This window comes from Limosilactobacillus vaginalis, assembly GCF_025311515.1.
GTDB lineage: Bacteria > Bacillota > Bacilli > Lactobacillales > Lactobacillaceae > Limosilactobacillus > Limosilactobacillus vaginalis.
Genome location: NZ_CP104399.1, coordinates 1,515,828 through 1,542,110 on the forward strand (window position 1 = coordinate 1,515,828; position 26,283 = coordinate 1,542,110).

Consider the following 26,283-nt stretch of genomic DNA (forward strand, 5'->3'; position numbering starts at 1 on the left):
GATCCAGCCCTTAGCTAAGAGCTGGATCATTTTTATTTATCCTTAATATTGAATTGAGTAACCAAAATGTTGGTGTTCACCCGTTAAGCGTTTAACATGACGTTCCATAACTTTTCTACGAGTACCAAACATCATCCAAACGCTAAAGCCACCAAAAATCACAAAGAGGATTAACAGTGCCCACCAATCACCAGGAACCAAATCACCAGTAAGTTTAGTAGTTCCCGTTGCCAAGAAGCTAAACCAGTCGAGACTAAAGTGCATTAGCATCGTTAACCATAGTTGTCCTGTATAAACGTAGACAACTGCTAAAAATAGTCCCAGAAGGAAAGCTACACCAATTTGATAGAACGTTAAATCAGCTCTTTGTCCGCCTAAGTTAATCAAGTGTGCAAAGCCGAATAAGATTGAACTTGTAAGGAGTGCTAACGGCAGTCGCTGCTTAACATTCCGCCATGCGTAAAAGAGAACTCCAAGCATTGCAAAGCGAAATAGGCTTTCTTCCGCTAGTCCCGCTTCAAATGCCTGGCATGTTAGCTTAAAGAATCCCCCCTTAGGCAAATGATTGATCGCCATCATATTACTGCCTAACGGAACAACAAAAATTGCGATCATCAACAAGAGGATCCACCAATTAAAGTCCCCACTCCAGTTTGGCTTTAGCCCAGGCCATGACAAATGCCAGGCACGCATCACCGTTGTGGCAAAAATAAAGTAGGCAACTGCACCAACCGCTCCAGTTGCTAGTAAGGTCGATAGTTTTTGATTGTCAATTAAATCAAATGGTAAAGATGTAAACGGAACAATCACAATCTGAAACATCCAAATCACAAAAATAAACCGCTCAATACTTAATTCCATTTGTCCACCAATAACACTAGCAAAGGGCGCGTACATTACGAAATAATACAAAATCATGATTGATACTACTCCCCGAGATGGCATGTGAAGTACCGTAATAATTTCCCGGGTAATAACCCCCCACGCAAACGTTAAAATTATTGGCTGAGCTAGGCCCTGAAGCCAACAGTTAACACTACTGATAATTGGGGGAACATTCTCCCATAGTTCCTCAGAAAGGCCTATTCCGAGGATAATTACCATCCATAACAATTGCAGCCAAATATTACGGCCAAGTTCAAAGTTACGAATCATCATCATCATTAAAATAATTAAAGTCGCACCAATTTGAACTCGATACCAGATTTTTAAATAGTCTCTTCCAGTCATCGAGATTCCTCCAAATAAATAATTGCTTATACCGTTCGATCATACCAAATTAAACAAACTAGTTTAAGCATTTATTTAAAAATAAAAGAGAACTGATGAAAATTCCTCTCAGTTCTCTTCTTCACCTATTCGTTTTTACCAGCAGCAACTGGTTCTTTTTTAACGGTTTGTTTCTTATGACCGTTATGTTTCCGTTGTTGATGGTTCTTCCGGTTGTTACTGTTATTCTTTTCGTGATTAGCTTTCTTTTTATTATTGTTTGGTTGACGATAATGATGGTTTTCGTAATGACGATCGCCATTTAAAATCGTAACCATTGGAATAATCACTGGACGCCGACCTGTTCGCGCATAAAGGAGCTTCTGTAAACGACTAATAATCGTCCGGTTAAGTGCTCGCCGATCCACGTGCTTATGATTCTTAAAGGTATTCAAGATTGCCCAAAAGACTTCATGGTTCGCCGCCTTAATTAGTTCTTGAGATTCATGCATGTAGACAAATCCCCGGGAAACAATATCAGGTCCAGCAACAATTTGGTAATCTTTCAAATCAACAACCGCAACAGCAGTCACAACCCCTTCTTCAGAAAGAAGGCGACGTTCGTGAATTTCAGGATTACCAACAGTATCACCAGCATCACGCCCATCAATGTACACGTCAGCAGCACTATCAATGTGATCCGCAATTCGTGCAGAATCCTTGGTTAATGCTAAAACATCACCATTAGCTAAGATAAAACTATTCTTTTGCGGCACGCCAGTCATTTCTGCTAACTTGGTGTGAATCTTCTGCATCCGGTATTCACCGTGAACTGGAGCAAAGAACTTTGGCTTCATTAACCGCAACATAAACTCTTCGTCAATCTGACCACCATGTCCAGAGGTGTGGATATTATTAACGTAACCATGAATAACGTTCGCACCATCTTCTTCAAGCTTGTTAATTAAAGCATTAACACTAGTAGTATTACCAGGAATTGGGTTACTTGAGAAGACAACCGTATCACCGGGTTGAATGGTGATTTGCCGGTGAGTACCGTTGGCGATCCGACTCAGAGCTGCCATTGGTTCACCCTGAGAACCAGTACACATAATTAAAACCTTTTCCGGTGGATAATTATTAATTTCATTCTGATCAATTAATGAATCCTTGGGAATATTAAGGTAACCTAGTTCTTGACCAGCTGTAATGGCATTTTCCATACTCCGACCAAAGACAGCGATCTTTCGTCCTTGGGCGATCGCTGCATCTGAAGCTTCACGTAGCCGATAAACATTGGAAGCAAATGAAGCAAAGATGATTCGGCCCTTAATCCGTTCAAAGATCCGCCGAATATGAATGTCGACCCACCGTTCAGACTTAGTAAATTGTGGTCGCTCAGCATTAGTACTGTCAGATGTCAGAAGAAGAACACCATCATCACCAAGTTTGGCCATCTGTTGAAGGTTTGGCCCTGGCAAGTGACCAACTGGAGTTAAATCAAACTTAAAGTCACCGGTTTGAACGATTGTCCCTTGAGGTGTATGAACGGCTACTCCTAAAGTATCAGGGATTGAGTGAGTAGTCCGGAAAAAGCTAACCCACAATTTTTTGAAATGGACTTCATCAAATTCGTTGATTTCATGAAGCTCTGCATCACGTAACAGGTGCTTTTCTTCAAGTTTTCCCTTAATTAAGGACATTGCAAATGGTCCCGCATAGATTGGCGCATTTACTTTCTGCAAGAAGAATGGCAAGCCACCAATGTGATCTTCGTGACCGTGAGTGATAAAGATTCCCTTAATCTTATCTTTGTTTTCAATTAGGTAATCATAATTCTGAATTACGTAGTCAACCCCAAGGAGTTCATCTTCAGGGAAAAGCACACCACAGTCAATAATAATTATTTCGTCTTGGAATTGAACACAGTACATGTTCTTACCAATTTCGCCTAAGCCACCCATTGCATAAAAGGCAACTTCATTATTCTTGATATCTAATTTTGACATAATACCTTTCTTATACCTTTCTATTTTTCTTAAATTCTACTTAGATTTAAACAATAACGGAAAATTGTAAGCCAAAAGACCCGCTTCTCAGGTAAAGGAACGGTTTTATCAATTGGTGATTCAGTTTTATATTTTATATCCGTACTTAAAACTAATAATATTTTAACATAAATTGTTTTTTTCTGCTATTATCCAAGAATCAAAAAAATTACCCAGAAATAATATAAAATGACCTCCCTAAATCAAATAAGGAGATCATTTTATTATCATCTTTAAATGTCTGATTTTATTATGCTCGCCAGGGACTTGCTAGAGTTAGCGTTCTGGGCAGCATAGTCGAGATGCGTTCGCCCTAACTGTAAGTTCTAGGCGGCATAGTCGAAATGTATTCGCCCTAACCTTCCTCGAGCTAACGATTTCTCCACCTCCGACGATGAAACGTCGTTCGGTGGAGAAATCGTTAGCCACCGGAAGGTTTTAACGGGCTCACACTCTTTTTTTCCTAATCCTCCTTTGGCAATTGTTGTTCTTCCTTTTGCCAAAGCTTTTCTAATGGAACAATGGGTTGTCCTTCTTGATTAAACTTTACGTCGGTTAACTCGCTGAGGACTTCCTCATATGCGGGTTTGCAAAGACGTTCGCTAATTTCAGCAAGTTCTTCTGCACCATGGTAGGAATTTTCCTTCAGAACGTGGTTTATCGTTCCCATAACCTCATTTGAAGCCTTGGCCCCCATAATTTCAAGACTCTTTAATCGGTATTGATGAATATAAAAAGCAATAAATGTTTTCAAAGCTGCTTCCTTAGCTGCTTGATTATCTAGCTCATCATAGCGCAATCCTACTTCTGCCAATCTAATCGCTTTCCTTTCTTAGTTTACCGTAGAATACATAGCTATTATTTCTACCATAACACAAACCGCTAATATTCGTTAGTTATTCACTTTTTCGAAGGTGTAACTCAGTTTTACCGTCCTCAATGGTTGCATAAACCTCAGTATTTGGATTTTCGGCAATCTTTCCCAGTATAATTTCACCCTTGCCTGAACCAGTTTGCTCAACACTCAATTTTTGGTTAAAGATAAACTCCCTGAATAGCTTAACAGCTTCTCGGCGTTCCTGCTCTTTCTTAACCGCTACAGCAAGCGTATATCCCTGATCAAGGAAAAACTTAATCGTACAAACCCGATAAAGAATGTTAATTGAATATAAGTGATTCTGGTTCTTTTCCCCTTGTTCTGAGTTAATGTATCCCTTCTTCTCCCAATAACGAATTTGACTCGGTGACACTCCCGTCATTTCCACTAATTGGGACATCGTAATCCTTAAGTTGCTCTGCTTAATCATTTTACGAAACCGATCTGCTAGTAAAATATCCATCAAATTCCTCCAACCATTTAATTCACGGTTTATTATCTTAAAGTTAGTTGTTTTTGTCAAATAATTTGACAATGATATTAGATAGTTTTATATTAGCTTGTATTGATTTAAAAACGAAAAGAGGTATTTAGTGTGGATCAACAATCTGTTCCAGTAGATATTAACAATAAGCCATACAACAGAAGCCTAATGGTTCTCGTCTTATTAATCGGTGCCTTTTGTACTATTTTAAACCAGACCATTCTTTCAACTGCTTTTCCAGCTTTAATGAAGGCTTTTAATATCAGTACGTCAACGGTTCAATGGCTAACCACTGGTTTCTTAATGGTTAACGGGATCATGATCCCAATCAGTGCATACTTAAGTAGTCGCTTTAACACTAAAGGACTATTTGTCATTGCAATGTCAATTTTCGAACTAGGAACAATTATGTCCTGGCTTGCCCCATCCTTCGCTGTTCTTTTAAGCGGAAGATTAATTCAAGCAATTGGTGTAGGAATCAACATGCCATTAATGCAAAATATTATGCTGACAATCTATCCACCTGAAAAGCGTGGTGCCGCGATGGGAATCAACGGGTTGGTTATTGGCTTAGCTCCTGCAATCGGGCCAACACTTTCTGGATGGGTCATCGATAACTTTAGCTGGCGGTGGCTTTTTGGCATGATTGTACCAATTGCTGCGATTGTAATTATTGCCAGTTTATTCTTGGTTAAAAACGTTATTCCAAATCAGAAGCCTCACCTTGACTGGTTGTCTGTCGGTATCTCTACCGCTGGATTTGGTAGTATGCTTTACGGTTTCTCCAGTGTTGGTAATGATGGTTGGACTGATCCGATTGTCTTAACAACTATTATTATCGGAATTATTTTAGTTGTTTTCCTCGTTATTCGCCAAAACAAACTAGATGAACCATTTTTAGAGTTCAAGGTTTTCAAGAGTAATGAATTCACCCTAGCAACCATCTTGAGTTCCATTGTAATGATGGCAATGGTTGGGGTTGAGTTGGTTATCCCGCTATACCTTCAAATCATTCACGGAATGTCTGCTTTCCATTCAGGACTAACACTTCTCTTTGGTGCCCTTTTCATGGGGGTTATGAGCCCAATCACGGGAAACCTATTCGATCGCCATGGTGCAAGACGGTTAGCGATTACCGGGATGTTCATTCTTTCTGTTGGCACAATTCCGTTCGCCTTTATTACCCGTGATACGCCAATTATTTACATCGTCTTCTTATATGCAGTTCGAATGTTTGGAATCTCAATGGTAATGATGCCGGTAACTACTGCCGGGATGAACTCTTTGCCATACCTTTTAATTTCACACGGGACAGCCGTAAATAATACTTTACGGCAGGTCGCTACTTCTGTGGGAACGGCAATTATGATCTCAGTTTTAACCAACGTTACGAACTGTAATAAGCCTAATCATTCATTACTTAAAGCCGCTCCACTGCAATATAAGTCACAAATGTTTGATGCAACTTTAATGGGATACCATTCAACATTTTGGTTTGCAATTGCCTTTGCATTGATTGGCCTTTGCTTAACTTTCTTTGTAACAAGCGGTACAGGAATCCATGTAAAAATTGATGCAAACGATATTCAAGGAAAGGAGGATCCTAAATGATTATTGTCTTAATGTTTGGTTCCGCGCTTGCGCTATTCGCCTGCGTGATGTTTATTAATCAACGTCTAGCAAGGATCGTTGGTACCCTTATTTTCGGGATTCTCTTTGTCGGCTCAACTGCTTTAATGACGTTAAATTACAGTCAGCATTTCGGGATGAAAAAGGTAACAACGACGACCCGCCAAACTGTTTATTCAGCAGCTAGTCCCCTTCCAATTGCTATTTACCAACCAGTTGGAACTAGCGGCCAAGAAAATGTCCTAATTTATAAGACTCACCAAAATCAAAAGAATGCTGCTCATACTCAAGCAAACGAATACACGACAAGTAAAATGAAATTTACAAATCGAACTGCGCCAGAATTAAAAACAACCGAAACACGGTGGCAATTTAAGAACAGCTTTTACAAGGGTCTCTTTCTGTGGTCAGGAATGAACGGGACATTAATCAAACGGACTAACGTAATTGAATACCCACACACATTTGTTAAGCTGACTCCTGCGCAGGCTAAACGTCTTCAAAAAAGGATGACTAATACTGATAACTCACAGATTCAAGTTCAAGCAAAGAGCTTCGTAACTGCGAAGGTTAAAGCTGCAATGATAAAGCAACCAAATATGAATGCTCAACAGATTCATCAAATATCACAACAGGCTGAGCAAGAATTCCTCGCTCAATTAATTAGGAAAAATTAGGTACAAATGGTAAAAGAGACCGCTAAAAAGCGTTTTGCTTTTTTGGCGGTCTCTTTTTGGTTATCCACTTAGCGAGATAACCTCATTTTATTTTCTTATCAGGAATTTCATTTATTTCCCGGGAAAATGTTAATTGCTTTAAGGTAAAAGGATCCTTAAATGATAGTTTAGTTGCCCAAAGTGCTTGGTGCTGGTACTTAGAAGTATCACCACCATAAAGATGATCACCGATCAACGGGTGATTAATTGAAGCTAGATGAACTCGTATCTGGTGGGTGCGCCCTGTATGCAAACGAACTCGCAATTTAGTCCAGTCTGCACCTTCCTCTTCTACCCAATACTCAGTTACTGCACGTTGACCATCTTCAGCAATAACTCGCTGAACCTGTCCTTCACGACGAGCAATTGGCTTATCAATAATGTCATGCTCCTTATCAAAGATTCCTGATACAAATGCCGTGTATTCCTTTAACATCTGGTGCTGCTGAACCTGTTGACTAATCATGCTTGATGCCACATGGTGCTTAGCAATTAAAAGCAAGCCGCCTGTATAACGATCAAGTCGAGTAATTAAATGCGGTCGTTGGTCAGCTGACTTTTCTTCAACCAAGTAGTGGACTGCACGATTAAGGACAGTTCCATTGTCAACTGTAGGGCCAGGAATTGACGTTACCCCTGCAGGCTTATCAATTACTAGCCAATTATCGTCCTCATAAACAATATTAAGCGGGGCATCACTCAATTTTACCGATAAGTCACGCAACTCCGGTTGAGCAATTATAGTTAATGGCTGGTTAGGCAATATCTTCGTCGTTGGTCGAACTTTTCGGTGATCAACCAAAAATTTTCCCTGACCATTCTTTAAATCATTGAAAAGGCGGTGTCCCATTCCCAATGATTGAAGAAACTTTTTAATTTTAATCGGTTGGGCACCTTGATATTGCCAAGTGTTTTCCATTTTTACCTCCAAAATTGTTTCAGGATATAAAGAAAGAAGCTGGAAATTAACTTTCTCGGAGGGACGGTTGACTAACCTAGAACGATGAATGATGATGAAATCATCAGAATCGTTCGTAGCCGAATAGGCTTGCTTCGCTGCGTTAGGCTCGAGTCCCTCAGTTAATTTCCGCGATTAGACTCTATAGGTTCGGAGAGTGCTAAATATGGAAAGAGGATGAGAAAAAACGCCTAGTTTTTTCTCATCCTCTTTCTTTATTTACTATGACGGTCCGTACGAGACTCGAACTCGTGATCTCATCCGTGACAGGGATGCGTCCTAAACCAACTAGACCAACGGACCATTTGACAACAAATAAAAGTATACGAAACTTCCCCTCAGGTGTCAACAACTTTTTTAATTTCCTTTTTCTTCTTCATCAGCCATAAATACCTTATAATAGTTATTAGCATTCTATTGAGGAGGATACTATGGAATCCCTATATAAACGATTGTCATCATGGTGGGTTAAATACGCGCGACCAATAAAGATTGTCTTTGTAATTTCGGTCATTATCTTTGTCGTACATGCCCTAACCAGCTTTTTCAAAACCGTTGATTGGCACCGGGTTGGTACAGGGTTAAGCAATTTAACATGGTCAAACATTTTAATTCTGCTTATTTTTGGTTGTATCGCAGTTGTTCCAATGCTGGGGTATGATTTTGTAATTGTTAAATTTCTTCCTGGAAAGTTCAAGCGATCATACATTATTCGCTGTGGCTGGATTACAAACACGCTCACAAATATTGCTGGTTTTGGTGGTGTCCTTGGCGCAACAATGCGTGCTTATTTTTACCGTAAGCACGCCAACAAAAAAGATATTTTATTAGCAATTTCTAAGATCGCTGTTTTCCTTTTGTCAGGACTTTCGGTACTTTGCTGGGTTGCCTTATCCTTTATGTTTATCTTCCATCAGGGAGGTCACTTTAACCAGTATGCACTTTGGCTTGTTGCTGGTGGTCTTTACTTCCCTGTTGTTTTTTACTTTACCCTAATTAACAATAACCGGTTATTTAAGGACGTTACCCCAAAAATTGAGGGACTTCTAGTCGGCAGTTCAACTTGCGAATGGCTATTTGTTGCTCTTTTCTTCCTGCTAGTCGGTTGGTGCTTAGGGGTTCGTCACAACCTAGCATCAGTTTTACCCCTATACGTAGTTGCTCAGCTGCTTGGGGTTATTTCCATGATTCCCGGTGCCCTCGGTTCCTTCGATGTCATGATGATGTTTGAATTGTCATTAATGGGAGTTTCTAAGCCGACAATTATTATTTGGCTACTCCTCTTCCGAATTTTCTATTATATCGTGCCGTTAATTGTCGCCGGAGTTCTCTTTCTTCACGATTTAGCTCGGCAAGTTAATGACTTCTTTGATGGTCTGCCATTAGTCATCATTCAAAATACTGCTCACTTTCTAATCACAGCATTCATGTACATTTCTGGAATCTTGATGCTGCTTGCCGCTGCGGTTCCTGACATTACAGCCGATAACAAGCTCTTTGCTCGACTTTATCCGTTTACTTTCTTTTTTATCCATCAATTATCCACAGTGCTATTCGCCATTGCCATGTTAGCTTGTGCCCGGGGATTAGCATCAAAGGTTCAAAAGGCTTACTGGCCGACACTCGCCTTATTACTAATCGGGATTATCAGTACCTGGTGGAATTTAAGAACAATGAGCTTAACCATTTACCTTGCCATTGTTCTGGTTCTTATTCTCCTTTCAAAGCGGGAACTCTACCGTGCAAAGCTTCAATACTCAATTAGTAAATTTGCAACCGATCTTTTGATTTTTGCCGGAAGTTGTATTCTTTACGTTATTGTAGGGGTCCTTAACGCTCCCCAATATATCCGGTCACACAAGATTCCAAACTTCTTCCTTTTTCCGGGTGAAAAAGTTTGGTTCTCCGGCTTGATTGGCCTACTGCTTGGATTAATTCTCCTGGTTTTAATCCTCCGTTACTTCTGTTCTGGCGCTGACCCGTTTGCTAACCAGCAAAAGTTTGCTGCGGATCGGGTTCATAATGTTATTGACCAGTTTGGTGGTAGTCGGACTAGTCATCTCGCCTTCTTAAAAGACAAGAACCTGTACTTCTACCAAAAGGATGATCAGGATCAACTATACTTTATGTACCGTCGAAACTATGACCGCTTAATTATTATGGGTGATCCTGTTGGTAATGCCGCTGAAATTCGACCTGCTCTTCGTCAATTTCTAACGGAAGCCGACCTCTATAATTACCAGTTAGTCTTTTATGAAGTCTCCGGTGACTTTACGATGTTACTTCATGAATTCGGCTTTGACTTCATTAAAACTGGTGAAACTGGACTGGTTCGTCTAGCAGACTTTACCTTAGCGGGAAAGCGACAACGATCACAGCGGGCGTTAATGCATAAATTTGATCGTGAAGGCTACCAATTTAACGTTGTAAAACCTCCATTTGACGACGAATTCATGCAAAAATTAAAGGCTGTTTCCGATGATTGGCTGGGAAAGCAAGTAGAGAAGGGCTTTTCCTTGGGATTCTTCTCACCAAATTACATTCAGCAAGCACCGGTCGTAACCGTTACAGATCAAGACGGCAAGATCGTTGCTTTTGCTACCTTCATGCCAACCGGGGGAAAAAAGTACCTGACCATTGATTTAATGCGGCATACCCATAGTGCTCCTTCGGGAATTATGGATAAAATATTCATTAGTATGTTCCTGTATGGTCAAGAACACGGTTACGAATATTTTGACCTCGGAATGGCCCCATTATCAAATGTGGGTGAATCACAATTTAGTTTTCTTGGTGAAAAGGCCGCCCACTTTATCTACGAATACGGCTACCACCTGTATGGGTTCCAAGGACTTCGCCGGTATAAAAATAAGTATGCTGACGTTTGGGAGTCCCGATACACCGCATTCCGGAAGTGGAGTTCAATTATTAACTCAATGTTGGCTCTTGTCAGTGTCATTAACCAACGTGCAGATAAACCAGAAAAGCATGTTTTCTTTTTCTGGATTACCCGTTAATTTGCCGATAATTTAGGAATGAACTATAATGATCGTGTAATCGTTTACACGGTCATTATTTTTTATTAGGAAGGCGAATATTATGGCTACCGTTTACCTATCAGCAAAATTACCAAAAGTGGCTACTGAAATATTAAATAAAGCAGCAATCCACTATGAAGTTTTTGATGGAACAGGCTTAATTTCAAAAGATGAACTGATTAAGCATGTTAAAGACTGCAAAGTATTGATTACTCCGCTATCTACCCAAGTTGATCAAGAAGTAATTGATGCTGCCCCAAAGCTTAAGCTAATTGCCAACTTTGGTGCTGGGTTTAATAACATTGATGTAAAATACGCCCGGAGTAAGGGGATCGATGTTACTAATACGCCATTTGTTTCCTCAACTGCTACTGCCGAGGTTGCTAGCGGATTAGTTATTGCCCTAATGCGAAGAATTGTTGAAGGGGATCGCGTGATGCGTTCTGTTGGTTTTGACGGCTGGGCACCACTCTTCTTCCTTGGTCACGAATTAGCCGGCAAGACTTTAGGAATTGTTGGTTTAGGAAGTATTGGTCGTGGAGTTGCGCAACGTCTCCACGCATTTAACATGAAGATTATTTACACCCAACGTCACCAAGCTGATCCAGCAACCGAAGCTCAATATTCCGCTGAATACGTTACACTTGATGAATTACTAAAACGTTCTGACGTAGTTACTCTTCACTGCCCACTAACCCCAGAAACACACCATTTAATTGATGCTCCTCAATTCGCAATGATGAAGGATTCAGCATTCCTAATTAATTGTGCTCGTGGACCCGTAATTAATGAAGCTGCTTTACTTCAGGCACTTCAGGAACATAAACTTGCTGGTGCAGCCCTTGATGTTTATGAAGCTGAACCAAATGTTGCTGACGGCTTCAAGAAACTTGATAACGTTATCTTGACACCACATATTGGCAACGCCTCATTTGAAGCTCGGGATGCAATGGCTGAAATCGTTGCTACTAATGCCGTCAACGTTTTAAATGGAGAAGCCGCTAAATATATTGTTAATAGGTAGGCTCAATAAAAATTCCCGCTAAAAGAAGCGAGGAATGGGGCTGTGACATAAGCTCTATTACTTAGATAAAGCACGAACAGCGCAGTACACAAATGAGCTCCAGTATTCGGTAAGATCCGAACACTGGAGCTCTATTTGTGCTTGCGGGGGCGTGAAAACGAAGTCATAAATGACTTCTGTCACGCTCCCAGTCCCCGCTTTTTAATTAAATAATTATTACTTCACGTTCAAAATTGCAATAAATACAATAAAGATAAAGAAGAGTGCATACATAATCGGGTGCACTTCCTTACCTCGCTTGGCAGCAATCATGGTAAGTGGATACATAATTAACCCAAGAGCCATCCCATCTGAAATACTGTAGGTTAACGGCATCCCGATAACAATTAAGAATGCCGGAATCGCAACTTCGAGTTTTTCCCAGTGAACCCGTTTCATTGACTGAGCCATCAATACCCCAACGATAATTAAGGCTGGTGCGGTTACCTGGTTAGTAACTACTGGCAGCAATGGCGAGAAAAACATCCCCAAAATAAAGCAGATTGCCGTTACCACTGAAGTCAACCCAGAGCGACCACCAACCGCGATTCCCGCTGATGATTCAACATAGGCGCCAACTGGTGAAGTCCCTAAGATAGAACCAACTAACATCGCACTAGAGTCGGACATTAAGGCTTTCCCAACCCGTGGCATTTTATTATCCTTCATAAAGCCCGCTTGTTGAGCAAGACCAACTAATGTTCCCGCGGTATCGAAAAAGGTTACTAGCAAGAAAGTTAAAACAACAACCCAAAGCTGCACGGTATTAATATGGGAGAAGTATTCAACGCCGACGCCAAACGTTGGCTTTAAGCTTGGTGCACCCGAAATAACGTGGTGTGGCATTGGAATCAGCCCGGTAATTAATCCCACAATTGCGGTTACCGCCATTCCAATAAAGATTGCTCCCGGAACTTTTTTAACCATCAAAATTGAGGTAACAATTAGGCCAATGATCGTTAACCAGGTAGTTGGGGTAGTAAATGAACCAAGACCAACAACGGTCGACTTGTTAGCGACAATTAAACCACCCTGGTGAAGTCCTAAAAAGGCAATAAATAAACCAATTCCACTAGAAATTGCAAACTTCAAATCACTTGGAATCGCGTCAATAATTACTTCACGTAACTTAAAGATGGTAATGAGGATAAAGATCAATGAAGCAACAAAGACAGCAGCTAAGGCAGTCTGCCAGTTAACTCCCATCCCGATAACAACGGAATATGAGAAGAAAGCGTTAATTCCAAGGGCTGGTGCAGTAGCAATCGGGTACCTTGCGTAAAGCCCCATCATTAACGTCCCGAATGCTGCGGAAAGAGCAGTTGCTGTGAATACTGCCCCCTGATTCATCCCTGCTGCTCCTAAAACATTGGGGTTAACGAACAAGATGTATGACATCGAAATAAAAGTTGTGAACCCCGCTAGAATTTCTGTGCGAATGTTCGTATTTAATTCATTAAGCTTAAAATAATTGCTAATTGTGTTCAAGAAAAAATCCTCCAAACAGTAATTACGAATAAAACAACAAATGGTATCTTATAATATTCGCATTCATCTGTAAAGAGGAATCTTAGATAAAATTTAGATATTTTGAGCAAGATAATCGTACAGCATGTCCTTCTTAATTTGCTTTGTGTCAACTCCCAAGACTTCTGCAATCTTAAAGGCATAGGCAAGCGCGGTTGCTGGGCCACGACTAGTAAGGATCTTAGCCTCTTCATCGACTACAGTAATATCTTTGTGGAAACGGGCACTCGGTACTTCCTTTTGAATTTCTTCATTCATCCCCGGATAGCAAGTGTAATCATGGTTATCTAACAAGCCATAACGAGCAAGTGCGATTGGTGCAGCACACATAGCGGCATCCCACTTGCCTTCCCGGTTACGCTGAACCATTAATCGCTTTAATTGTTCGTTATCACGAAGTCGTTTTGAGCCACCCATACCACCTGGGAAGGCAACAAGATCATACTTCAACAGCTGATCGCCCATCAACTCATCACAAGTTAATTTAATATTATGAGCACCAAGGACTTCCCGATCTTCAAGGCCAACCATTTTGGCATCAATACCAAGGCGACGCAATACATCAATCACCGTTAACCCTTCAACTTCTTCGCAACCTGGTGCAAATACGACTGCAACTTTTGGCATAACTTAAGATCTCCTTCTTCAATTCTTCATTCTAATTGTTAACTATTTTTGTTATTTCCGTCATTACCTGATCGGCTTCTGGCATCCGGTATACCGGAAAAATATGCGGTAAATCACGCCCAACGACAAACTTAACGGGCACTTTTGTATCACGGAGTTTTTTGACGAATAAGGCACTATCTGGGTACATAATCTCCCGAGTACCTACACAAACAAAAACATCCCGCATCTGACTAACATCACCATTTATTGGACTTAGCCTGTAATCATCATGCTTTTCACCTGCAGCCCACAGTTTAGCTACTCGCCGTAATCCCTTAACTGATAAGGTCACGTCATGAGCTTCATACTTGGTGATTGTCGGGTTATTCAAGTCGAGATCCAACCAGGGAGATATTAAAACTAAGTGTCCTGGTTGTGGCAAATCAGTTGCTGCACAATATTCACAGAAACCAGCGGCTAAACCGCCACCAGCAGAGTCACCCAACAGCGTAATGTTACTTACCGGAATTTGATCATAAACTTGTTGATATACCTGGGTAATTTCTCGATATGCCGTTTTAAACTGGTGCTGTGGAAGATGAGAATATAGGACAACGTAAACGCGTGCCCCTGTTTTTTGAGCTAACCGGTCAGCAAATAACCACTGCTCCTTTACAGGTGACTCAACATACGCACCCCCCGGCAAATAAATAATTGCCTTTTGCGAGCCTGACTGTTCATTTAAAACATAGGTTCTTGCCAAAGTGTTGGATAATTTTCGCAAACTGACGCTAAATGGGACCGCCGGCATCACAAAGTCTTCTTCACTTTCTTGTTGCGCTTCCGTAAGCATCTGGTGAAATTTTTGTTCATCAGTCATCCGTTGCTTAAAGCCGCTTACCTGAATTTGTAATTCAACAAATGTTGCTCGCTGTGAACGGTGTTGACCACAGCATACTAATTCACGGATACTTTGGCCAAAATTACTAGCAAGTTCAGATGCAACCTGGTGTTGAAATTTTGGTAATTTTCTCATGAGCTGTTGGGCTCCTCTTAATAAACTAGTCGAGTTTTCCCGACCTCACTATAGAAATAGTTACTCTCATCGTAACACGATTTCAGCACCCAGCTCCATTCAATTTTATTAAGTTTTGTCTTAAAATTAATTAAAAAGGAAGTAATCTTAATGCACCAAGAATCTCTTTTCGCTCAATCAAATAATAATACTCCGCTAGCTAACCGTATTCGTCCCCGAAATCTTGAAGAATTTATGGGGCAACAGCAATTAATTGGTAACGGCAAGGTTCTTCGTGATCTAATTGAACACGACCAGGTATCCTCGCTTATTTTATGGGGACCGCCTGGTGTCGGCAAAACCACGTTAGCGGAAATAATTGCCCAGCAAACGAAGTCCCATTTCATCACCTTTAGTGCTGTTACAAGCAGTATTCGTGATATCAGAAAGATTATGGAAGAGGCGGAGAAGAATCGTGAGTTTGGTGAACGAACAATTTGCTTCATCGACGAAATTCACCGTTTCAATAAAGCACAGCAAGACGCTTTTCTCCCCTTTGTTGAACGGGGAAGTATTATTTTAATTGGGGCAACAACGGAAAATCCCTCTTTTGAAATCAACTCTGCCCTGCTTAGTCGGTGCAAGGTTTTCGTCCTTAAATCATTAACAGTAAATGACATTATTGCGATCCTTAAAAGAGCAATCAACCACCCAGATGGTTTCCCCGGAATTAAGATTAGTTATAATGATGACGTTTTAACAATGATTGCAGAGTTTGCCAACGGTGATGCTCGAGTTGCCCTTAACACCCTAGAAATCGCCGTATTAAATGCTAATCACCACAACCACCAAGTAAATCTAACAATCGACAGTCTGAAGCAACTGATCAATACTAAATCATTACGCTACGATCAACACGGTGAAGAACACTACAACGTTATTTCCGCCCTTCACAAATCAATGCGCAATAGCGACGTTGACGCAGCAATTTACTGGTGTTCACGAATGATCGATGGCGGTGAAGATCCGCTCTATATTGCCCGGCGGTTAGTCCGGTTCGCCAGCGAAGATATTGGTCTCGCAGATACTAATGCATTAAATGTTGCCATTAATACTTTTCAAGCTTGCAAATTTCTCGGTGTTCCAGAATGTGACGTTCACCTAACAGAATGTGTTATCTACCTATCGCTGGCGCCCAAGTCAAATGCGGTCTATAAAGCTCGAATGACTGCCAAGAAAGTAATTAAGAAGACTGGTAATCTGCCTGTTCCGCTTCAGATTCGGAATGCACCAACAAAATTAATGAAGGATCTTCATTACGGTGCCCACTATCAATATGCCCACGATACTAAGGACAAACTAACCTCAATGAAAACAATGCCACCAGAATTGGCGGAGCAACAGTTTTATAAGCCAACAACCCAGGGACGTGAAGGACGCTTTAAGGCCCGAATGGAGCAAATTAAAGAGTGGCATCAAGAACACGATAATCAATAGCTAATGAAAGAGCGAGCGTAAAAGCATAGCCACAACCGGCTTAGTCTTTACGCTCACTCTTTTAGTTTATTTTTACAGACTGTTTTCTATTTCGGACCCACATCACAATGACCATTACTAACGAAATAGTAATGAGGGTCAATGCAGTGATTACAATGTTTCTATACCCACTGTATAAGATATGACGCATCTCGGGTAACAACGATGCCGGTAAACTACTTGCTGTTTTGGCGTTAGATAATTTATTTAGCATTCCCATTGTAATTCCATGATGGTGTTTGATTCCCTGCAACAAAGCATTATTAAGGATCACCCCATAAATTGCGGACATGAAAGTCTGACTGAGGATCCGCATTAAATACCCCATTGATGTTGCAATTGGGACATCCCGTAATTCAGCATCAGTCTGAACATTAATCTGAAGAATGTTAAAAACTAAACCAACACCGAATCCTTCAAACGCCCCAAGAATCATAATTAACCAGAACGGTGATTTCTGACCACCAAGCAACAGGCCAAGGAATGAAATAAAAATCGTTAAAGCACCTAAGCCAACAATTTCATACTTCGACCACCGATCCTGAATAAACGGGACCAGTTCAGAGCCAAGAAAATCCGTCACCGCTCCTGGTATTTGGGTCATTCCACCAAGTAACGCCGATAACCCAAGAAGTCCCTGGGCCCACATTGGGATATAAATAACAAAGGCGATAAAGGAGCCCCAAATAATCACAAAGAGCATAAAGTCGATTACCAATTCATGATTAGTAAATAACCGGTTCGGGACAATCGGGTCAGCAGCTTGCTGATCAACTCTTACCATCCACCATAATAATGCCCCGCCAATAATCATTAGACCGAGGATAACGGGAAGCGAGGCAACCCCAATTAACTGGACGGCAATCAAAATCAACATTAAGCTACTAACTAACAACGTTGCTCCCAAGTAATCAATTGGTTTGCCGGCTGCCTGTTTATTAACGTTCTGATAAAAGATCGCAATGATCGTAATCGCAATCAACGCAATCGGAACATTAACGTAAAACACCCAATGCCAACTAAGTGCGTCAACGATCCACCCACCAAGAAGGGGGCCGATAATTGAAGCAGTCCCGAAACAAGCACTTGATAGACCAAGCACTGTGGCTCGCTTCTTAAGGTTGGTATAAATTTCGGCAAAGACAATGAATGGAATCGTGTTCATTCCACCTGCACCAATTCCCATTATTGCCCGGGCAATAATAAACCAGGTGATATTTGGAGCAAGTCCCTGAAAAATCGCCCCAATCGCAAAAAGAGAGGTTGCACTAATGTAAGCAATCTTATTTCCCTTATGCTCACCAAACTTACTCCATAATGGGGTTGCGACGGCCATCCCAAACAGGAAAATCGCTACTATCCACCCCATATACTGAAGAGCGTGCAAGTCACTGGTAATTGCTGGTAATGCCGTATTAACAATCGTCCCGTCCATTCCTGCCATGATATTAGATAACAGCAAGGCGCCCGTAACGATCGTTCGTCGTTGTTTTAATTCCAAGTTCTCGTCCCCTCCCCAGAATAAAGATAGCGGGTCCGCAGTATTCCGCTTCACCCGCTCTCTATCGAATGTTTTTTTAAGTTAATAACTAGTCATGTATTATACAAAGGGTTGAATACTAACTCAACCTCTTTTCAATTTTAAATCAACAATTAGTTAGTATTCTGAATAAATTCCCCTAACCTTTGCCAATCACGCAAAATGGTCGGCTCTAGTTTTCGACTGTACAGAACTGCAGCCGGATGATACATCGGTACTAATAAGGAATTAGTTGTTGCTAGTTCGTAGCCGCTACCATCTTTTTTGGCATGCTGAATTGGTTGATCCAACAGTCGGCCATGAAGTTTGCCAATGTTAGCTTGTGGCCCAAGCAGCCGTTGTAACGCCGTGTTGCCCAGTGGAACGATTATTTTGGGTTGTACCTGAGCAAGTTCCCAGTCAAAAAGGTTAGCAAACGCTAATACTTCCTTCTTTGTTGGGGTCCGGTTTGGCTTTTTTGTCACCTTAGCACCCGTTTTCTTATCGACAACCTCTTTAATAGAATACGGGCGCTGACGAACAACACTAGTGATATAAACGCTATCCCGATCATAACCAATCGTTGCTAACATTTTCATTAGCTCCTTACCAGAGGCACCCGAAAAGGGAATATTATGAACTTCTTCATGACGACCAGGTGCCTCGCCAACTAGCATCAAATCAGGTTTTAGTTTTCCCTGACCAGGAGTAAAGCCAGCAAGATTTCGTCCAGCAACTCGTTGGCGCACTTCAGCTAAAAGATTTTCTGGATACTGAATGATCATTTAATCACTCCCATGTTAACCATTATGCCGCCACTTTGGATCAGTGATAATTCGGGCAGCGATTAACCCTAATGGTAAGAAGACAACAATCAAGAGGGCCTTAGTAATCCAGAGGGCACCGACACTGATTGATGTTAATCCCATATTGTACATTGCCTGATACATGTACAATCCAGGAATCATAATCACGATCGAAGGAACAGTAATTGAAATCTGTGGATAATGAATTTTTCTTTTAACAATTGAAGCTAATAATCCAGCAATCAATGCACCAATAAACGCACAGGCACCCGCAGGAATACTACTATAATCAACTAATTCCAACCGAGTAGTGTTGGCAACCGCTCCAATCAATCCAGCAACTGCCGCCATTTTTGGCGTACTGTTAAACATTATTGAGAAACCAAAGACGCCACCAAAGCTCGTCACAATCCGCAATAATATTAATACCAGTGGTGGCAGAGGCATGGCTGCTAAAGTTCCCGGGCGCAGACGGACGGCCATCGCCACAATCCACCCTACTAGCGTTGCTACCACAATAATGGTTACAGCGTAGGCAAGTCGTTCGAGACCCGAGCGCATATCTAACTTAGAAATGTCTAGGCCACTAGTAATGAATGGAAAACCAGGAATAATGAAGAGCATTGCACCAATATACCCAGTTTCATGGCGTGGACTAATATGAACCAGCCATTGCATTCCGATAAAAGCAAAAAGATAAAAGAGGCAAGCAATTGCAACCCCGACGGAAACACAAGCCAGCAACGTAATATGCCGATCAATTAACTTCCGCCGGACATAGTTTCCTAAGCCTGCACCAAGAAAGCAACAGGCCATTTCAACAGGTCCGCCACCAAGTAAGAAAACGAAGCAGCTACAAGCTAACGCGGCCGCCAACCCAACCTGAATTGGCGTATAATTTCCCCGACTATGGGCAATTTTCTCAAGTCGATTATGTATTTCACCAATTGTCATTTCACTGCCATGCTCATGAAATTCGTCAATAAACCGTTCCATCTGGGATAATTTACTTGTATTAATCCCTGTGCTTGGTAATGATAATGCTTGAGTATAGCTATGGTGAGCATCCATGCAGGTGTATTCTAGTGAAACCAGTCCAATATCAGCTGAACAGGTCATTTTTAATTCACGAGCAACGATATTCATTGAGTCACGAACTCGCCAAGCCCCCGTTCCGTACGACAGCATCATTAACCCAATTCGTCCAGCAATTGCGGCCCGTTCTACTAAATTAGCTTCACCTGCTGGGGTGAAATTATCATTAGTAAAAAAGTCTTGCCACGGGATTGCCATATGGTGATGTGTCGAAATATGTTCTGCTGGTTCGAATCCCATGACTCCTTCAGTATCTTCTGCGTCACTTTTTTTCATGACTGCTTTCCTCCATCAATTCCATTCAATTTAAATTCACATAAATAATTATACCGACCTTGTCAACCACTAATTATCAAGCTGAATTTGTTTTACTCGTTGAATAAAGTCTTGTTCGTCATCACTAAGAACATACCCTTCCCGAATTACGATCGAAATATAAAATTTTTCTGGAATTGGATCAAGAATATCCAATGCTTTGATTCCTGGCTCATTTGTCGCGGCATCCTTAACCATTAGACTGATTCCCTTATTCTGCCGGACAAGTTCCTTAATCCAAGAAACATTCGGTAACCGATAAACAACAATCTGAGGCTTAATCTGGGCATAAGTACAATATGCTTGAAATGCAGATTGATGAACGTATTGCTGATCATAGTTGATAAACTTTTGCTCTGCTAATTCATTAAAATGAACGGCATCCTTTTGGGCCAATTGATTTTGCTCACTAACAATTATTCCGAACGGGCGTGTTGCTACTAACTCAGCAAAAATATCTTCCTCATTAATCGGCGCAGTCGATCCTAAAATTGCAATATCAATTTTTCCCTTCCGCAACTGATTAAGCAGATCATGGGAACCAACCGAGGTTATTCGGAGACGGGAAAGCAAGTCACCAGAAAACTCCTCAACAATTTTAGAAATATATAATTTCCCAATAATCGGTGGCAAGCCAAACCTGATCTGCTTTTTGTTAGCACGATCAATTTCCTTTCGGGTTAAATCAATCTTGTCATTAATCAGAACAGCATTTTCATAAAGAAGCAACCCACTTCGCGTAATCATTTCATCTCGGTGAAAGCGATCCTTACGAACTAATTGGGTATTAAATTCCCTTTCTAATCGTTGAATTGCTTGGGTAATGCTCGGCTGGGAAACCTTAAATTCTTTAGCAACCCGTGTGTAATTTTTATATTTAACTAACGCAACAAAATACTGTAAATCGCGGGTATTCATTTTTGTTCCTTCCTTTTTTCGATACATAATCATATCTTACGCCATAACCAAATAGAACAGCAAGCAGATAATAACGACAAGCGTAATTTATTATCTCTGAATACAAAAAAACAGACTGACGAAGCTTAATTTCGTCAGTCTGTTAGTTAATTTTCTATTCAAAAGTTTGAGTGGTTGGGCAACAGAGTCAAGAACTGCTCGCCAGGAACTTGCTAGAGATAATAGACAACAGAGCCAAAATATGTTCGCAGGGAAGCCCCTATAGACAACAGACTCCCTCCCAGATGCTTTCAGCATCCAGTCGGGAGAAATTGTTGTCTTACGGGCCTTCTTTACCTGCTCGCACTCTATTTTAAACGTGCTTCGCTCGAGTTTCCTAGAGCTAGCAACCTCCTTCCCCAGTAGCTAACTGAATTCTGTCACCAACAAGTTGGTAGCCATAACTCTAGTTAGCCTTGTGAAGGTTCACAGACGAAAACAAGTTTTCTGGTTCACTCTTTAGGCGCAAGACGCCTTCGTCAGGAGAAATTGCTAGCTTTCCGGAAACTCTTTGGAGCGAAGGCACTCTATTTAATTACCACATTCCCAGTACTTTCATCCAGAGGCTTCCGATACCGATCCAAACGACGATGTAGAAGATCCCGAGGACAAAGTTGAGTGACCACCACTTGGATTGTGGAACGTAACCAGAACCGAAGAGGACTGGTGCAGGGCCTGAAGCGTAGTGGGTGGTAGATGCCATTAAGTTACCGAAGAACCCAAGCATCAAAGCAGCTAACATTGGTGGAACATTAGCAGAAATTGCCACTGCCAAGAAGGCACTGTACATTGCAGTAACGTGGGCAGTTGAACTAGCAAAAAGGTAGTGGGAGTAGAAGTAAACCACAATCAGGATGATTAATACTAATACCCAGTTCATTCCGTGAAGTGAGCTACCAACAGCCTTACTCAACCATGGAATAAATCCTAAGCTTGTTAATGAACCAGCCATCATAACCAGAACAGAGAACCAAGTCAATGTGTTCCAAGCACCGGTTTCATGCAAAACATCTTGCCAACTGAGGACCCCAGTTAAGAGAAGCAAGCCTAATGCGATGAAGGCAGCCAAAGTTGCATCGACACCAATAAAACTACCAACAATCCAGAGAGCTAATGCCAATACAAAGATTACGGCCATCAACTTTTCAGGGAGAGTCATTGGTCCCATTTCTGAAAGCTGATTTTCAGCCCATTGCTTGGCGTTTGGTGTTTCCTTAATTTCAGGCGGGTACATCTTGTAGATCAGCCATGGTACAACGATTAATGAAATAACACCTGGTACCAAAGCAGCTAAGAACCAGCCAACCCAGGTAACGTTAACACCATTACCCTTAGCAAGAGTTTGAACTAGCGGGTTAGCAGCCATCGCCGTCATGAACATTGCGGCGGTAATCATGTCACCATGGTATTCAGCGAAGATTAAGAATGAACCAATCTTCCGCGAGGTGCCCTTCTTTGGATCTGATCCAAATGATTGTGATAATGATTCAATAATTGGGTATAAAACACCACCGGCACGAGCAGTGTTACTTGGAGTAGCTGGTGCCAAGATTAGGTCAACCCCAATCAGTGAATAAGCTAAGCCAAGTGTTCGCTTACCAAAGGCCTTAACAAAGTTCAATGCAATCCGCCGACCAAGTCCGGTCTTGATAAATCCACGGGCAATGAAGAATGCCATTGCGATCATCCAGATAGAAGCATTTCCAAAACCAACGATTGCCTTTTCCATTGGTACAGTCTTTGTCAATACCGTTAAAGCAAACGCAACAATTGATACCCCACCAATTGGTAATGGTCGAGTAATACATGCAATGATCGTTGCAACGAATAAGGCAAAAATATGCCAACCAGCAACCGGAACTGCAGCCGGCTTAATTGGGGTCATAAACCATAAGATTAGGCCAACGATAACAGGCCAAATGAACCCCTTATAATTTACACTTTCTAATTTTTTCATCTTTCCGTCCCTTAATTAAATAGTAATAATTGCTTGCGGTGGTTTCTCACCACCAACTGTTGCTATTTGTTTACAAACTCCGTGCGTACAGCGCAACTTGTTGACCTGCTTGACGACCAAAGACGATCGTTTCAGCAATGGAGTTACCCCCAACACGGTTGTTACCATGAAGACCACCAGCTACTTCACCAGCAGCGAAGAGTCCCTTAATGATGTCACCATTACCATCAAGCACTTGAGTCTTTGGTGTGATGTGAATACCACCCATTGTGTAGTGAATAGCAGGTGCAATGTGGATAGCGAAGAATCCTGGATTAGTAATGCCACGATCCATCCCCGTTGTCCGACCGAATTCAGCATCATCATGGTTTTCAACCGCTTGATTCCAAGTTGCAACGGTTTGCTTTAGGTTGCTTGGATCCACATTAATCTTCTTTGCAAGATCTTCAATCGTTTCACCATGAACAACTAAGCCAACTTTGTCATAGAATTCAATTGCCTTAACGTGATCACGAATTCCTTGGTCAAGAATTAAGTAGGCACTGTGTTCTGGTAAGGCTGTAATTGCATTAGACACAATCTTCCGGGTATTCAATTCGTTAACGAATCGCTTTCCCTCAGCGTTTACTAGAATTGCGCCTTCACCACGGACTGCTTCACCGATCAGGTAAACGTGGGGATTATCCTGCTGAACCGTTGGGTGGACTTGAACCAGGTTCATTTGCATTAATTCAGCACCAACGTTTTCAGCTAACTTCAAGCCGTCACCAGTAGCACCCGGTTGATTGGTTGTCTTGTAGCTTTCAAGATCTGGGCGGAACCGCTTAATGTATTCCTTTGAAGCACCAAAGCCACCAGTAGCTAAAATAACAGCCTTCGCATTAATAATCTTAGTGATCCCGTCAGCATCAACCTTAACGCCATTTACGCGACCATCATCAGCTCGCCGTAATTCGGTAACCTTAGTCTTGTTAAATACCGGAATATCTTCTTGAGCAACAACTTTCAATAAGCTCTTTACCAAGAAGCCACCAATTGGCGCCATACTTGCTGGACGGTGGGTCCGTTTTTTAGACATTCCACCAGTAATGGTAATATCATCAAGCTTAATGTCATGATCAGCTAACCAGTCAATTGCTGGAGCAGTATGGTAAACGAAGTAGCCTAACATATCTTTATCGTTGAGCCGGCCACCGTCTTTATATGTTTCATGATAAAAGTCAGCAACGTTATCAATCACGCCATGGTGAAGTTGAACATTGGTTTCAGCAGCGTTCATTCCAGAAGAAGCACGGTTAGTATTCCCACCAAGCTCTTCTTCCTTTTCAAGTACGGCAACCTTCATCCCCAATTCATTTGCTTGAATAGCGGCTGAAAGACCAGTTCCACCAGAACCAATAATTACAACGTCATAGTCGTTTTCTAACTTGCCAACAGATGTTGGTTGAAATTCTGCCATTACGTAGTTCTTCCTTTCAATATTTAGTTAGCTTTAACCCTAGTCCTTACGATCAACGTTGGTCATCTTGAGCATGTCCATCCATTCATCGTATTGTTCTTCGGTTACCTTGCCAGACTTCAAAGCAGCTTCCTTCAAAGTGCTTCCTGCCTTATCAGCAGCTTGAGCAATCTTGGCGCTGTCGTGGTAACCAATGTGTGGTGATAATGCAGTAACAGTCATGAGTGAGTTATCAACTAATTCTTCCATCCGTTCTTCATTAACGGTCATGCCATGGATCATCTTGTCAGCAAAGCCCATGATTGTACCAGTCAATAAGTCAGCTGATTCAAGGAAGGCATCAATTAATACTGGCTTATAAACGTTCATTTCAAAGTTACCTTGTGATGATGCCATTGTTACAACAGTATCATTACCGAATACCCGTAAAGCAGCCATCGTTACCGCTTCAGCTTGAGTTGGGTTAACCTTACCAGGCATGATTGATGAACCAGGTTCATTAGCTGGAATGTTTAATTCACCGTAGCCGGCACGTGGACCAGAACCCAAGAAACGAATATCTTGAGCAATCTTGAACATATCAGCAGCTAAGCTCTTCAATGCACCGTGAACAACATCTAATCCAGAGTGGTTAGCTAAGCCGTAGAACTTGTTTGAGTCGGCTGTTAAGTTTAAGCCGTATACTTCACTAAGCTTTTCAGCAATCTTCTCTGGCATCCCTTCAGCAGCGTTCAATCCGGTACCAACTGCGGTTCCACCAATTGCTAATTCGTTTAGGGTTGGTTCAAGAGTCTTAATGTAATCAAGATCATGTTCAAGCGCAGCAACGTATCCTGATAGTTCTTGACCGAAAGTCAATGGAACAGCATCTTGCAAGTGAGTCCGACCAACTTTAACGGTCTTCATGTACTTATCTTGCTTTGCCTTTAATTCGTCAATCAAGTGTTGAACAGCTGGCTTCAACTTATCAAGAGCTTCCAAAGCAACAACGTTCATTGCTGTTGGGAAGGTATCGTTAGAACTTTGCCCCTTGTTAACATCATCGTTTGGTAAGATTTCGATGTCAGGGTTAAGTTGGTGAGCCTTATGAGCAACTACTTCATTGGTGTTCATGTTGGTTTGTGTACCAGAACCAGTTTGGTAAACCTTCAATGGGAAGTCTTTACGTAATTCTTCATCGCTCAAAGCTAAGAGTTCGTCAATTGCTTGAACAATCAAGTTACCCTTTTCTTCAGAAATAGCATTTGTTTCCATGTTTGCTTGGGCAGCTGCCTTCTTAATGTTCAATAAAGCACGAATAATGGCTAATGGCATATACTGACCAGTTGGGAAGTTGTTTCGACTCCGTTCTGTTTGTGGTCCCCATAATGCATCTGCAGGAATTTGAACTGGACCAAGAGTATCTTCTTCAGTACGGTATTTTGTCATTGTAAAAGCCTCCATTGTCTAAAAAATCGTCTGTTTGT

Annotated in this window: 20 protein-coding genes and 1 tRNA gene; 5 read left to right on the forward strand and 16 right to left on the reverse strand. The window is 41.5% G+C overall.

The window, feature by feature from the left end; translation table 11 throughout:
- Positions 1-42: 42 nt before the first annotated feature.
- The 4 genes from N4627_RS07675 to N4627_RS07690 form a co-directional block, all read right to left on the reverse strand.
- Positions 43-1,230 carry a CPBP family intramembrane glutamic endopeptidase gene (locus tag N4627_RS07675; protein ID WP_260964533.1) on the reverse strand — a complete coding sequence of 396 codons (1,188 nt, stop codon included), beginning with the start codon at positions 1,228-1,230 and terminating at the stop codon, positions 43-45.
- A gap of 125 nt (positions 1,231-1,355) precedes the next feature.
- Positions 1,356-3,218 carry a ribonuclease J1 gene (gene rnjA, locus N4627_RS07680; RefSeq protein ID WP_003716618.1) on the reverse strand — a complete coding sequence of 621 codons (1,863 nt, stop codon included), beginning with the start codon at positions 3,216-3,218 and terminating at the stop codon, positions 1,356-1,358.
- A 502-nt stretch (positions 3,219-3,720) separates the two neighbouring features.
- Complete coding sequence (locus N4627_RS07685; protein ID WP_003716617.1) at positions 3,721-4,071, reverse strand: hypothetical protein; 351 nt, start codon at positions 4,069-4,071, stop codon at positions 3,721-3,723.
- 82 nt (positions 4,072-4,153) lie between these two features.
- Entirely contained in the window at positions 4,154-4,597 is a 444-nt protein-coding gene (locus N4627_RS07690) for a MerR family transcriptional regulator (RefSeq protein WP_003716616.1), read from the reverse strand.
- Between the two features lie 189 nt (positions 4,598-4,786).
- Between N4627_RS07690 and N4627_RS07695 the strand changes: the two genes are divergently transcribed.
- Both N4627_RS07695 and N4627_RS07700 read left to right on the forward strand, forming a co-directional pair.
- Positions 4,787-6,229, forward strand: coding sequence for an MDR family MFS transporter (locus tag N4627_RS07695; protein WP_373369915.1), 1,443 nt, complete (start codon positions 4,787-4,789; stop codon positions 6,227-6,229).
- Complete coding sequence (locus N4627_RS07700) at positions 6,226-6,924, forward strand: DUF4811 domain-containing protein (RefSeq protein WP_003716614.1); 699 nt, start codon at positions 6,226-6,228, stop codon at positions 6,922-6,924. Before N4627_RS07695 ends, N4627_RS07700 begins: the two co-directional genes overlap by 4 nt.
- Before the next feature lie 82 nt (positions 6,925-7,006).
- Here the strand turns inward: N4627_RS07700 and N4627_RS07705 are convergent, their stop codons facing one another.
- Positions 7,007-7,882 (reverse strand): RluA family pseudouridine synthase, encoded by an 876-nt coding sequence (locus N4627_RS07705; RefSeq protein WP_003716613.1) that lies wholly within the window; start codon positions 7,880-7,882, stop codon positions 7,007-7,009.
- A gap of 267 nt (positions 7,883-8,149) precedes the next feature.
- Positions 8,150-8,224, reverse strand: a tRNA-Asp gene (locus N4627_RS07710).
- 128 nt (positions 8,225-8,352) lie between these two features.
- On the opposite strand from N4627_RS07710, the gene mprF reads away from it, so the two are divergent.
- Together mprF and N4627_RS07720 are read left to right on the forward strand one after the other, a co-directional pair.
- Positions 8,353-10,938, forward strand: a complete 2,586-nt coding sequence (mprF, locus tag N4627_RS07715) for a bifunctional lysylphosphatidylglycerol flippase/synthetase MprF (protein ID WP_260964538.1) — start codon at positions 8,353-8,355, stop codon at positions 10,936-10,938.
- Positions 10,939-11,020: 82 nt separating this feature from the next.
- Positions 11,021-11,983, forward strand: a complete 963-nt coding sequence (locus tag N4627_RS07720) for a 2-hydroxyacid dehydrogenase family protein (protein ID WP_003716611.1) — start codon at positions 11,021-11,023, stop codon at positions 11,981-11,983.
- A gap of 216 nt (positions 11,984-12,199) precedes the next feature.
- Here N4627_RS07720 and N4627_RS07725 read toward each other — a convergent pair whose 3' ends face one another.
- The 3 genes from N4627_RS07725 to N4627_RS07735 form a co-directional block, all read right to left on the reverse strand.
- Positions 12,200-13,510, reverse strand: a complete 1,311-nt coding sequence (locus N4627_RS07725) for an NCS2 family permease (protein ID WP_098044971.1) — start codon at positions 13,508-13,510, stop codon at positions 12,200-12,202.
- A 93-nt stretch (positions 13,511-13,603) separates the two neighbouring features.
- Positions 13,604-14,176 carry a DJ-1 family glyoxalase III gene (locus tag N4627_RS07730; RefSeq protein ID WP_003716609.1) on the reverse strand — a complete coding sequence of 191 codons (573 nt, stop codon included), beginning with the start codon at positions 14,174-14,176 and terminating at the stop codon, positions 13,604-13,606.
- A gap of 31 nt (positions 14,177-14,207) precedes the next feature.
- On the reverse strand, positions 14,208-15,194 hold the full coding sequence (locus N4627_RS07735) for an alpha/beta hydrolase fold domain-containing protein (RefSeq protein ID WP_003716608.1): 987 nt from the start codon (positions 15,192-15,194) through the stop codon (positions 14,208-14,210).
- A 150-nt stretch (positions 15,195-15,344) separates the two neighbouring features.
- Here N4627_RS07735 and N4627_RS07740 point away from each other — a divergent pair, with 150 nt between their 5' ends.
- Positions 15,345-16,670: a replication-associated recombination protein A gene (locus N4627_RS07740; protein WP_260964543.1), complete on the forward strand. Its 1,326-nt coding sequence runs from the start codon at positions 15,345-15,347 to the stop codon at positions 16,668-16,670.
- A gap of 61 nt (positions 16,671-16,731) precedes the next feature.
- On the opposite strand, the gene N4627_RS07745 is transcribed toward N4627_RS07740, so the two are convergent.
- The 7 genes from N4627_RS07745 to N4627_RS07775 all read right to left on the reverse strand — a co-directional run bounded on the left by N4627_RS07745 (position 16,732) and on the right by N4627_RS07775 (position 26,245).
- Positions 16,732-18,210 carry an MFS transporter gene (locus tag N4627_RS07745; protein ID WP_191337079.1) on the reverse strand — a complete coding sequence of 493 codons (1,479 nt, stop codon included), beginning with the start codon at positions 18,208-18,210 and terminating at the stop codon, positions 16,732-16,734.
- Between the two features lie 152 nt (positions 18,211-18,362).
- The gene (locus N4627_RS07750; RefSeq protein WP_003716605.1) at positions 18,363-19,013 is read right to left on the reverse strand and encodes a uracil-DNA glycosylase; all 651 of its coding nucleotides are present in this window, start codon (positions 19,011-19,013) and stop codon (positions 18,363-18,365) included.
- A 15-nt stretch (positions 19,014-19,028) separates the two neighbouring features.
- A complete protein-coding gene (locus tag N4627_RS07755) occupies positions 19,029-20,369 on the reverse strand; it encodes a threonine/serine exporter family protein (RefSeq protein WP_040530943.1) in 1,341 nt (446 codons plus the stop codon).
- A 105-nt stretch (positions 20,370-20,474) separates the two neighbouring features.
- Positions 20,475-21,362, reverse strand: coding sequence for a LysR family transcriptional regulator (locus tag N4627_RS07760; RefSeq protein ID WP_098044969.1), 888 nt, complete (start codon positions 21,360-21,362; stop codon positions 20,475-20,477).
- 574 nt (positions 21,363-21,936) lie between these two features.
- Positions 21,937-23,358, reverse strand: a complete 1,422-nt coding sequence (locus N4627_RS07765; RefSeq protein ID WP_260964546.1) for an anion permease — start codon at positions 23,356-23,358, stop codon at positions 21,937-21,939.
- Between the two features lie 70 nt (positions 23,359-23,428).
- Positions 23,429-24,817, reverse strand: a complete 1,389-nt coding sequence (locus tag N4627_RS07770; RefSeq protein ID WP_124031829.1) for a flavocytochrome c — start codon at positions 24,815-24,817, stop codon at positions 23,429-23,431.
- A 39-nt stretch (positions 24,818-24,856) separates the two neighbouring features.
- Complete coding sequence (locus N4627_RS07775; protein ID WP_040530758.1) at positions 24,857-26,245, reverse strand: class II fumarate hydratase; 1,389 nt, start codon at positions 26,243-26,245, stop codon at positions 24,857-24,859.
- Between the last annotated feature and the right edge of the window lie 38 nt (positions 26,246-26,283).

Coding starts and splice junctions, on each gene's coding strand:
- N4627_RS07675 (WP_260964533.1), bottom strand. CDS start 1,230: ATGACTGGAAGAGACTATTTAAAAATCTGGTATCGAGTTCAAATTGGT.
- rnjA (WP_003716618.1), bottom strand. CDS start 3,218: ATGTCAAAATTAGATATCAAGAATAATGAAGTTGCCTTTTATGCAATG.
- N4627_RS07690 (WP_003716616.1), bottom strand. CDS start 4,597: ATGGATATTTTACTAGCAGATCGGTTTCGTAAAATGATTAAGCAGAGC.
- N4627_RS07695 (WP_373369915.1), top strand. CDS start 4,787: ATGGTTCTCGTCTTATTAATCGGTGCCTTTTGTACTATTTTAAACCAG.
- N4627_RS07700 (WP_003716614.1), top strand. CDS start 6,226: ATGATTATTGTCTTAATGTTTGGTTCCGCGCTTGCGCTATTCGCCTGC.
- N4627_RS07705 (WP_003716613.1), bottom strand. CDS start 7,882: ATGGAAAACACTTGGCAATATCAAGGTGCCCAACCGATTAAAATTAAA.
- mprF (WP_260964538.1), top strand. CDS start 8,353: ATGGAATCCCTATATAAACGATTGTCATCATGGTGGGTTAAATACGCG.
- N4627_RS07720 (WP_003716611.1), top strand. CDS start 11,021: ATGGCTACCGTTTACCTATCAGCAAAATTACCAAAAGTGGCTACTGAA.
- N4627_RS07730 (WP_003716609.1), bottom strand. CDS start 14,176: ATGCCAAAAGTTGCAGTCGTATTTGCACCAGGTTGCGAAGAAGTTGAA.
- N4627_RS07735 (WP_003716608.1), bottom strand. CDS start 15,194: ATGAGAAAATTACCAAAATTTCAACACCAGGTTGCATCTGAACTTGCT.
- N4627_RS07740 (WP_260964543.1), top strand. CDS start 15,345: ATGCACCAAGAATCTCTTTTCGCTCAATCAAATAATAATACTCCGCTA.
- N4627_RS07750 (WP_003716605.1), bottom strand. CDS start 19,013: ATGATCATTCAGTATCCAGAAAATCTTTTAGCTGAAGTGCGCCAACGA.
- N4627_RS07755 (WP_040530943.1), bottom strand. CDS start 20,369: ATGGGATTCGAACCAGCAGAACATATTTCGACACATCACCATATGGCA.
- N4627_RS07760 (WP_098044969.1), bottom strand. CDS start 21,362: ATGAATACCCGCGATTTACAGTATTTTGTTGCGTTAGTTAAATATAAA.
- N4627_RS07765 (WP_260964546.1), bottom strand. CDS start 23,358: ATGAAAAAATTAGAAAGTGTAAATTATAAGGGGTTCATTTGGCCTGTT.
- N4627_RS07770 (WP_124031829.1), bottom strand. CDS start 24,817: ATGGCAGAATTTCAACCAACATCTGTTGGCAAGTTAGAAAACGACTAT.
- N4627_RS07775 (WP_040530758.1), bottom strand. CDS start 26,245: ATGACAAAATACCGTACTGAAGAAGATACTCTTGGTCCAGTTCAAATT.